Source organism: Candidatus Epulonipiscium viviparus (assembly GCF_000171335.1).
Taxonomy (GTDB): Bacteria; Bacillota; Clostridia; order Lachnospirales; family Cellulosilyticaceae; genus Epulonipiscioides; species Epulonipiscioides viviparus.
Genome location: NZ_ABEQ01000027.3, coordinates 20916 through 31718 on the forward strand (window position 1 = coordinate 20916; position 10803 = coordinate 31718).

Annotated in this window: 8 protein-coding genes; 6 read left to right on the forward strand and 2 right to left on the reverse strand. The window is 39.5% G+C overall.

What is annotated here, in order from left to right:
• Positions 1-61 precede the first annotated feature (61 nt).
• Together EPU_RS11610 and msrA are read right to left on the reverse strand one after the other, a co-directional pair.
• Complete coding sequence (locus tag EPU_RS11610; RefSeq protein WP_052296462.1) at positions 62-1681, reverse strand: family 10 glycosylhydrolase; 1620 nt, start codon at positions 1679-1681, stop codon at positions 62-64.
• 110 nt (positions 1682-1791) lie between these two features.
• The gene (gene msrA, locus EPU_RS11615) at positions 1792-2301 is read right to left on the reverse strand and encodes a peptide-methionine (S)-S-oxide reductase MsrA (RefSeq protein ID WP_010167377.1); all 510 of its coding nucleotides are present in this window, start codon (positions 2299-2301) and stop codon (positions 1792-1794) included.
• Between the two features lie 157 nt (positions 2302-2458).
• Between msrA and EPU_RS05345 the strand changes: the two genes are divergently transcribed.
• The 6 genes from EPU_RS05345 to EPU_RS05370 all read left to right on the forward strand — a co-directional run bounded on the left by EPU_RS05345 (position 2459) and on the right by EPU_RS05370 (position 10711).
• Complete coding sequence (locus EPU_RS05345) at positions 2459-3496, forward strand: uroporphyrinogen decarboxylase family protein (RefSeq protein WP_029488065.1); 1038 nt, start codon at positions 2459-2461, stop codon at positions 3494-3496.
• Between the two features lie 39 nt (positions 3497-3535).
• Positions 3536-5041: an alpha-L-fucosidase gene (locus EPU_RS05350; RefSeq protein ID WP_029488066.1), complete on the forward strand. Its 1506-nt coding sequence runs from the start codon at positions 3536-3538 to the stop codon at positions 5039-5041.
• A 72-nt stretch (positions 5042-5113) separates the two neighbouring features.
• Complete coding sequence (locus EPU_RS05355) at positions 5114-6325, forward strand: argininosuccinate synthase (RefSeq protein WP_029488068.1); 1212 nt, start codon at positions 5114-5116, stop codon at positions 6323-6325.
• Positions 6326-7726: an argininosuccinate lyase gene (gene argH, locus EPU_RS05360; RefSeq protein ID WP_029488069.1), complete on the forward strand. Its 1401-nt coding sequence runs from the start codon at positions 6326-6328 to the stop codon at positions 7724-7726.
• 240 nt (positions 7727-7966) lie between these two features.
• The gene (locus tag EPU_RS05365) at positions 7967-9370 is read left to right on the forward strand and encodes a cation:dicarboxylate symporter family transporter (RefSeq protein ID WP_010167387.1); all 1404 of its coding nucleotides are present in this window, start codon (positions 7967-7969) and stop codon (positions 9368-9370) included.
• 15 nt (positions 9371-9385) lie between these two features.
• Positions 9386-10711, forward strand: a complete 1326-nt coding sequence (locus EPU_RS05370) for a CoA-disulfide reductase (protein ID WP_029488070.1) — start codon at positions 9386-9388, stop codon at positions 10709-10711.
• The last annotated feature ends 92 nt before the right edge of the window (positions 10712-10803 follow it).

Genomic DNA, 10803 nt, shown 5'->3' on the forward strand with positions numbered 1-10803 from the left:
AGTGTGCCAATTTGATAGTAGCAACAGCGGAGGATTTAAAAGCCACTGCTGCTATAAAGATTTACTGAGTTATGATAGAAATTGGAGCGGTTTTCTTTGCGAGTGTGTCGTGGTTTAGACTAATAGTGAGAGTGTTTGGTGCCCACGTTACAGTTGCATGTAAATAGTCTCTCAAGAAATATACGGGAACCATTATGGTATCGTTAACCTTCTCGACCGGAGCGGCTAATTGCTGTAAAACTCCATTGACGAACGCTATATTTTTACCGATTTCTAGCTGAGCTTTAGTTTTTCCTTGCGTAATTGTYAGTTGCGTATCCGAATCAAATATTATGGAGAGCTTGAGCGCACCGGCAACGTCTTGGAGAGGTACAAGCATGGTGCCATTAAGCAAGTATGGTTCTGCAGAAGGCACTATTTTTGCTGTATCAATAAACAAATTTAGAGGCTTATTGGGATCGTCAGTGCCAAAGAGCGCTTCTAGTTGCCCTCGTACATTGCCAGTATTTTTTCTAATGATATCGCTGATCGCAAARAATACGCTTCCTTTGATTTCTGGGTATAGATCATTGAGAAGAATTTGGGTGGTGATCTCCTCCGCCACGGCATCTTTGTATATCCCTTGCCCAATATACAAATCAACATTGGTATTTTTGACCTCCTCAGCCCACCACTTAACTAGCACTTCGTAGCTAGCGACGGGATTGTCTATTTCCCAATAAATTTGAGGAACTACATAATCAATCCATTCGTTTTGGATCCAGGCTCTTGTGTCTGCATATACGGCGTAATACGAATTCCAGCCTGCAGAGGTTTCGGATCCTGTAATATCTGTAATAGAGTCTTTCCAAATCCCGATGGGGCTGATTCCAAACTCGACATTCGGCTTGATCTGTTTGATTGCAGTGTGAATGCGTTTAACCATATCGTTTACATGGTTGCGTCGGGTAGTTGCAGTTTTGCCGTTGCCATCTTCACCTGCAGGTAATGGATACCAAGCGGGGTAAAAGTAATCGTCCATGTGAATGCCATCGACAGAATAATTTGTTACAATTTCTTTTACAGTTTCTTCGATATGCGATTTTACTGCATCGAGTTCKGGRTTATAGTATAACGCATTTTTGTGAGAGATTAACATATCGGGATTTAATCTTGCGGGATGCGTTGCGACCAAAGTGTCTATCCCCTTGCCTGCGGTAGTGACGCGATACGGATTAATCCAGGCATGAAGTTTCATACCTCGCTTATGTGTCTGATCTATCATAAACGCAAGCGGGTCATATCCGGGATCTTGCCCTTGGGTACCCGTAAGTATTGCTGCCCATGGGTTTATCGCAGATTTGTATAATGCGTCAGCGCTGGGGCGAACCTGAACCATAACAGTGTTAAATCCAATTTCTTGAAGCTCATCTAAATATGAGATAAACTCAGCTTGTTGCGCTGCGGGGTTATTTCGATTTATAGAATTATACGGAAAATCTAATCCCCAAATACTGGAAATCCACACGGCTCTTACCTCTTCGTTCTGTGGACGCAATGGCGTTATCGGATTCTTCTTGTTGAGCGAATTTTTGTTCGGAATAAATTTCATACTGGGCAGCTCTTTGGGTACCAACAGCAATATCACTGCGGCCGTCACTATAGACCCGCCTAAAATCCAAGCTATAAATTTTTTGTTCATAGAAAAGTTCCTTTCTGCTCTATTCATTATGTTGTATTAAAACTGTTATGTCACCGATCAAAAAAATAATTCCCTAATTGATCGGTTAGAGAATTATGCGTTACATTCTATCATTTAGCAAATTTAGCATTTTTTGCAAGCTCGAGTAGTTGCGGACTTATATGGCAATGTCCACCRGGATTTTTTTCAAGATATTTTTGGTGATATTCTTCTGCCAAATAATAATTTTGTAGGGGCAAGTTTTCGACTACCACTGGGGTAGCGTACTTGGCTTGTAATTCTGCTAAGGCAGCTGCAACGACTGGCTCATCGGCTGGATCGACATAGTATACCCCTGTTCTATATTGCGTTCCCTCGTCGTTGCCCTGTTTATTAAGGCTGGTTGGGTCTATTGCRGCAAAGAAAGTTTGTAGCAAAAAGTCGAGATCGATTTTATCTGGATCATACTCTACTTCTACCGCTTCGACAAACCCAGTCGCGTCTGTACAAACTTCTTTATACGTTGGAGATTCAACGTTACCATTGGCGAATCCCACGGTAGTTGCTGTTACACCGTCAATAAAGTTTAGAAATTTTTCGAGTCCCCAAAAGCAGCCTCCAGCGAGATAAATTTTTTTCATAATTGCCTCCTATTTATATATACTTAATGATAAATATTAGTCAATTTTTTGTTTTTTATACGTAAATTTTTAAAATTTTCCAAAAGTTTTTGGAAATAACTTATCAAGGCTTTGGGTATAATATAGGCATTAACTATTTGAAAAGGAGATAATAAATATGAACTCTATGGAAAGAATTGTTGCAACATTAGAACACAGAAGAGCAGACCGTGTACCAGTTTATCCGTTGATAAATAGTGTATCACGACAGGCCTTGGGAATTAATTATGAAGAGTGGACCAAAGATTGGAAAAAATGTGCAGATGCTATTATAAAGACTACCGAAGAACTAGATCTAGATTGCATTAGTACATTGGTGGATTTATCTGTAGAAGCGGCAGATTTTGGCCAAGAAATACTGTATTTTGAAGATAAGGCTGCTTGCCCAAATTATAATAATAGATTGCTCCAAGATGTTGAAGATTACGCAACACTTAAGGCTGTGGATCCGCGCAAAACTCCTAGAATGAGTGAGCATATCGAGATGGCAAAGTATTTGGTTGAGAAGAAGGGCAAGGATGTTCCAATTGTAGGATTTGTCTTTGGTCCGCTCGGAATACTGAGTATGTTGCGTGGGCAAGAAGATTTGTTTATAGAGTTGATAACCGATTCAGAAGAAATTCATCCCGCATTAATTGAGATCACCAAAACGCTCAAGGAATTTTGTGGCGCACTCATTGATGTTGGCGTAAATGCTATTATGTTTGACACGCTTTATGCTTCTGCATCTATTATGAGCGAGGCTATGTGGGAAGAGTTTGAAGGTGGGTATATTCAAGAACTTTCAGAATACGTTAGAAGCCGAGGCTGCTTAGTGATGTTGCATAACTGCGGGCAGAGTTCTTATTTCGAAGCGCAAATTAATCGAATGCACCCAGCGTTAATTTCATTTTTGCACATTCCTTTTGGATGCTCATCTTACGAAGAAACAAAAGAGAAATTTGGTGACCAAGTCGTGCTGATGGGTACAATTGATCCGGGATGGCTTATGACCGCAACCGATGAGCAAGTTTGTGAAAAATCTAAAGAAATGATCGATATATTGGGCAAGGATGGTGGCTTTGTATTGGCTACTGGATGCGAATATCCGGCGTGCCTTAATTTYGATAAAGCAAAAGTGATGGTAGAGACAGCAAAAACGTATGGTAAATATTAAAAAATAGAATATCAAAGTAATATTTTGTAGGAGGGTGTTATGGATGTATTAGAATTGAAAGAACGCTTGTTAGAAATCGACAAGGTTATTGCAGCTGGGGATCATAAGGATAACTGGAGAAGTCTGATAAAGCACAARGTACCAGACTGGTATAGAGATGCAAAATTTGGAATATTTATCCATTGGGGRGTTTATGCTGTTCCTGCGTTTAAAAATGAATGGTATCCGAATTTTATGTATCGCAATTTTGGAGGTGCCAGCGGCGTCTATGCGCACCATAGAGATGTGTATGGTAAAGATTTTGAGTATCGTGATTTTGTACCAATGTTTAAGGCCGAAAAATTTAATGCCGATGAATGGGCAGAGTTATTTAAACAAGCGGGAGCAAAGTTTGTAATGCCTGTTGCCGAGCATTGTGATGGATTTCAGATGTATGACAGYGAGCTTTCAGATTGGTGTGCCAGCAAGAAGGGACCAATGAAGGATACTCTTGGCTTGCTAAAGAGTGCGGTAGAGAAACGGGATATGACCTTGTGTGCGTCGTCGCATCGAATGGAGCACTACTGGTTTATGGGCTGGATGCGCGAAATGGAAGAAAATCCTGTTACCACTGAGTTTCCGTATGGCGATATGTATTGGCCTTCCCACAAAGATTTGTTTGACTTAGATGATGGTGAACAAACTCGTACGCACGGTGCGGTAAATTTGGTGAATATGGATGAGCTATTCATGCAAGACTGGCTGGTTAGATGTTGCGAAATAGTAGATAAGTATCAGCCGAAAATAATGTATTTCGATTGGTGGATACAAGTGGCGCCGATGAAGCCGTATCTCAAGAAATTTGCTGCATACTATTATAACAGAGCAAATGAGTGGGGAGAAGAAGTTACGATCAACTATAAAAACGATGCCTTTGCACATACTTCTGCTGTAAAAGATATCGAACGAGGTCAGCTTAGCGGAATCTCGCCATACTTTTGGCAAAACGATACGTCTGTTGCGCGAAATTCGTGGTGTTATACAGTGGGCAATGAATACAAACCACCTAGCGAAGTCATTGCCACTCTGGTAGATGTTGTCGCAAAGAACGGCTCATTGCTTCTTAATATTGGACCTAAGGCAGAYGGAACAATTCCAGACGAAGACGCGCATATCCTTCGAGAGGTTGGAAAGTGGCTTGCAGTTAATGGGGAAGCTATTTATGGTTCGTATCCTTGGAGAAAGTTTGGTGAAGGACCTACCGTAACAGAAGAAGGACATTTTAGTGACATGAAATATAAAGGCTACACAACATCCGATTTCCGTTTTACGTGTAATGATACGAATATGTATATTTTTGCCATGAAATGGCCTGCAGATGGAATAGTTCAGATCAAAACTCTTGGTGCAGTACAAAGAGGCAACCAGTTTAATGCTGTTATCAAGAATGTTTCGATTTTGGGYCAGGATGAATGTTCGTATAGATTGTGYGATGAGCATCTAACAGTTATTGGTCCAAAAATTAAAACTGATTCTCCGGTAGTAATTAAATTAGAACTCGATTAAGCCTTGAAATTTTAACAAAACCTCCTATACTTATTCAGGTAATTTAATTTGAATAAACTGGAGGTTTTTTTTATGAAAGAAAAAGTTGTATTAGCATTTTCGGGTGGATTAGACACATCAGTTATTGTTCCGTGGCTTCGAGAAAACTACGATTATGATGTTATCGCCGTATGTATTAATGTAGGTCAGGACAAAGAACTTAYTGGGCTTGAAGACAGAGCAAAAGCAATGGGTGTCGCAAAGTTGTATATAGAAGACGTAAAGGAAGAATTTGCCAAAGATTACATTTTTCCTATGCTAAAATCCGGAGCCATATATGAGTCTCGTTATTATCTAGGCACATCTATCGCGCGACCACTAATAGCAAAAGTGTTAGTTGACATTGCYATCAAAGAAAATGCTGTTGCTATCTGTCATGGTTGTACAGGCAAAGGAAATGATCAGGTGCGCTTCGAACTTGCTATAAAATCGCTGGCTCCGCATATACAAATCATTGCTCCATGGCGAATTTGGGATATTACTTCACGCGATCAGGAAATCGAGTATTTGCAACAAAGAAATYTGCCAGTGCCCATGAAAAAAGAGGAAAGCTATAGTCGTGATCTAAATCTATGGCATATTTCACATGAGGGATTGGATCTAGAAAACCCTGAGAATGCGCCAAATTATGATACCCTCTTAAAGTTGGGAACTTATCCTGAAAAAGCTCCAGAAAATGCAGAGACGATTACGATTACCTTCGAAAAAGGTGAGCCTACGCATCTAAACGACCAAGCTTTGTCTCCTGCCAAACTTATAGAAGAGCTTAATAAACTTGGCGGAAAGCATGGCATTGGAATCGAGGATATCGTAGAAAATAGAGTGGTTGGCATGAAGTCTAGAGGCGTATATGAAACTCCGGGAGGCAAGATTTTGTATTATGCGCATGAGATGATAGAGCATCTAACGCTAGATCGTGAAACTTATCAGTATAAGCAGCAGGTGGCGCTTGAATATTCAAGGTTGATATATGATGGAAAATGGTTTACACCGCTTCGTGACGCCCTCGCTGCTTTTGTAGATAGCACCCAAAGGTTTGTGTCCGGAAAAGTGACTTTAAAACTATATAAAGGAAATATTATTTCTCAGGGTGCAGCATCTAAGTATTCGTTATATAGCGAAGATTTAGCAAGCTTTACAACCGGAGACTTATATAATCATCACGATGCCGATGGATTTATTACGCTATTTGGGTTGCCATCAAAAGTACGTGCGTTAATGCATCAAAAGAATGAGGGCAAATAGATGAAACTATGGGATGGAAGGTTTACAAAGCCGACGGATTCTATGACCGACCATTTTAATTCGTCGCTATCGTTTGATTATCGAATGTATCAGCAAGATATCGCCGGGAGCATAGCTCATGTGAAGATGCTGGGCAAGCAGGGGATCATTACGCCTCAAGAGAGTGAGCAAATACAACAAGGGCTGGAGAAGCTACTACTTGACATAAAGATGGGAAAAGTAAGTCTTGCGCAAAAGAGCGAAGATATTCATATGCTACTGGAGACGTTGCTAACCGAGCGCATTGGTGATGTGGGCAAAAAGCTGCATACTGGGCGCAGTCGCAATGATCAAGTGGCGGTGGATATGAGGTTGTATCTAAAAGACGAAATTCTGGAAATAAAGCAACTGATTTTGGATCTGCTGCAAACAATTTATGATATGGCAAAACAGCATAAGGATACGTTTATGCCGGGGTATACGCATTTGCAACGGGCTCAGCCGATTTCGTTTGCGCATCATTTGTTAGCTTATTTTGAAATGTTTAAGCGAGATTATAAGCGCTTTGAATTTGCACGTGAGATGGCAGACTCTATGCCGCTTGGATCTGGCGCATTAGCAACTACGACGTATCCATTAGATAGAAATTATACCGCGCAGTTGCTAGGTTTTAAGGAAGTTTGTCAAAACAGTTTAGACGGTGTATCGGACAGAGATTTTTGCTTAGACTTTTTGTATGCCTGTGCCAATATGGCAATGCACCTGAGTCGATTTAGCGAAGAGCTAATAATCTTTAATTCGCATGAGTTTAAATTTATTGAGTTGGATGATGCCTATAGTACAGGAAGCTCGATTATGCCACAAAAGAAAAATCCTGATATTGCGGAGTTAGTAAGAGGCAAAAGTGGTCGTGTGTATGGAAATCTTGTCGCATTGCTAACTACATTAAAAGGGCTTCCGTTGGCGTATAATAAGGATATGCAAGAGGATAAGGAAGCCGTGTTTGATAGTCTCGATACTGTTAAGATGGCTTTGCCTATTTTTACAAAAATGCTAAGCACCATCACAGTAAAYAAGGATCAGATGTATGACGCAGCGGCAGGCGGCTTTACCAACGCAACAGATGCTGCAGATTATTTGGTGAAGAAAGGTGTCGCTTTTAGAGATGCGCATCATATCATCGGAAAATTGGTGTTGATTTGTACAAACAGCGGATACACATTGGAGACGTTGCCTCTGTCAGAATATCAAAAAATATCAGAAATATTTGATAACGATATCTACGATGCCATTGCAATAAAAACTTGTGTATTAGACAGAAACGTGCTTGGTGGGCCGGCACCAGAGGCAGTTTCAACGCATCTTAAATTAGCTTGCGAAATGCTTGCAACAGAAAGAGGTATTTCACCAGTTGAAAATTAGTTAAAGTTTAATAAATATGTATAGCGTACGCAAAGATTCTCCTAAGATGATCTAATTATATTTGGTTACTTTTGGGAGAATTGCTAAAATTTGAGATCTAAACAATATGATTGTAACGCACTTTTTATGAAAATATAATATTGGTTACATATTATTAATAATTATATTGCAACTATGCATGTTTTATATTATAATAAAAAAGCATGTCAATCTATATAATTCTTTTAAAAGGAGGGGCTTATGAATTCAGCATTTTTTACACAATTTTTAATGATCAGTCAATATCAGACATTAATATTTATTGTTGCGCTAATTGCTTTATTTGTAGTAATGAATCAACTGCAAAAGAAAAAAATTAGTTTTTCTAAACGAATGTTGATTAGCACTGGTCTAGGTTTATTGCTTGGGATAGGCATTCAGGCAATGTCAGGCTTTAGTGATGCGCCAATGGAAGTAACTTTTGTTGCAGAAACTACAAAATGGTATAGCCTATTTGGCGATGGATTTATGGACTTAATTAGAATGTTAGTTATTCCGTTAATCGTGGTTTCTATCATTCATGTAATCATCAATATGAAAGAAGGCATTCAGCTTGGTAAATTAGTAAGAACAACGTTAATAGTAACAACGATAATGGTTGCTATTTCTGTAGTGTTAGGGCTAGTTGTTGGAGTTGCCTTTGGTTTGGGTGGTGGCGCAGTAGCAGAAGGTACTGCAAAAATGAGATCAGTTACAAATGTTGTGGATATGCTATTAGATTTATTACCTGCAAATCCAATCGAAGCAATGGCGGAAACAAATATAATCGCATTGGTTATCTTTTCGGCGTTCTTTGGGCTTGGGGCTAAGCGAATGTCCAAAAAATATATGGATGTTGTAAAGCCGTTTTTTGATTTAATAAATGCATTACACAAAATTATAATGAGTATTGCGATGACCGTTATTAGATGGATGCCTTATGCGGTTATAGCGTTGCTGGCAAAAACTATTGCTCAAAGAGGTTTGGCAAGTATTTTAGAAGTTGGAATGTTTATCATAGCGCTCTACATAGCTGCCGCTATAATGTTTGGTATTCAGTTGGTAGTATTGGCTATTATGGGTATAAATCCAAAAGCGTTTGTAAAGAAAGGTTTGTCAGTAATCATCTTAGCGTTTACATCTAGGTCTAGCGTAGGATGTTTGCCTATGACAGTGGAAACACTCACAAAGCAAATGGGCGTTAACGATGGAACGGCCAGTTTTGTTGCAGGGTTTGGAACTACTGCAGGCATGCAAGGGTGCGCGGGTATTTTCCCTGCTATGTTGCTAGTATATATAGCGAATCTAAATGGAATCGCTCTTGATCTAAACTTTATCATGATGAGTATTATTGTTGTGACGTTAGGATCATTTGGAATTGCGGGAATTCCTGGTACATCTACCATGGCCGCCTCGGTTGCGCTCTCTGGAACAGGCTTGGGACATTTATTCCCAATGGTTAGCCCGATCATTGCTGTTGACCCTCTTATTGACATGGCAAGAACTGCTTTGAATGTTTCTGGTGCAATGGTAAATGCTATTATTGTAGATAAAACTATGGGTCAAATAAATATGGAAACATATAACAATATGGATTTAAAAAAAGTTGTTGAAGAAGTGGCCTAAAAAGGAGAATTGAATATGAAAATAGTTATAATTGGCGGAATTGCTGCCGGCATGAGTGCGGCGGCTAAGTTTAGAAGATTAGATAAAGAGTCTGAAGTTGTAGTATATGAAAAATCAAGCTACGTATCATTTGGGGCTTGTGGATTGCCATATTTTGTGGGAGATTTCTTTAAAAATGAAGAAGAAATGATAGTGAGAACTCCTCAAAAGTATCGCGAAGCGGGAATTGATGTTAAGGAAAGACACGAAGTTTTAAGCGTAAATACAGCGAAGAAAACTTTGCAAGTAAAAAATCTATATACATTAGAAGTTTTTGAAGATAGCTATGACAAGTTGGTGATCGCAACGGGAGCTACAACGATTATGCCAAAGATTGCGTTAATCGAGCATGCCTATACGCTTAGAACTTTATCAGAAGGTAGAGTTTTACGTAAAAAAATACGAGAAGCAAAGCATGTTACTATAATAGGGGCAGGATTTATAGGTCTAGAGGTTGCAGATGCCGCGAARCATTTGGGCAAAGATGTTGAAGTATTTCAACTTGAGGARCGAGTTTTAACAGAGTCGTTTGACAAGGAAATTACTGATATATTGGAAAGAGAGCTTAGAAGYAAAGGTGTTAAGATTCATACAAACACCGCTGTTGAAGCTATCCTGGCAAGGGGCGCGAGAATTGCAAGTGTGAGAACTACTGAAAACGATACAATTAATACAGATATTGTAGTTATAGCGACAGGTGTTAAGCCTGCAACTCAGTTTCTTGCTAACTCAGGAATAAAAATGGCAAAAAATGGTGCTATCATAGTTGATAAGCAGGGCAAAACTTCGGCTGCAGATGTATATGCGGCAGGCGACTGTGCAACGATTCCTCATAAGTTAAAAGAAGAAGCTTATATACCTCTTGCTACTGGTGCGAATAAATTAGGTCGCGTAATTGGAGAAAACTTAGCAGGTCAAGATGTAGAATTCGCTGGAACGCTAGGCTCTAGCTGCTTAAAAGTTTTGGACATGGAGATCGCAAAGACAGGACTTAACGAGAGAGAAGCTAAGGAGTTGGGAATTAATTATGCGGCGGTATTGGTTGCAGATAAAGATCACACTAGCTACTATCCAGGTCAATCTGATATACATGTAAAATTGATATATAATAAGGATACCAAAGCTATACTTGGCGGCCAAATCATTGGAAAATCTGGCGTAGTGGGTCGTGTAAATGCACTAGCAGTTGCGATATATGCCGGGCTTACTCCTAGCGATCTTGGAATGATGGACTTTTGTTATGCGCCACCATTCGCTAGAACTTGGGATGTATTGAATATTGTAGGCAATGTAGTTAAATAAATTAATTGGAATAGAGGCTTGACAGAGCATAAAATCAAATGGTATATTATGGATAAAAGATTCGTCACGTGACTAGAGAAAGGCAATGACTG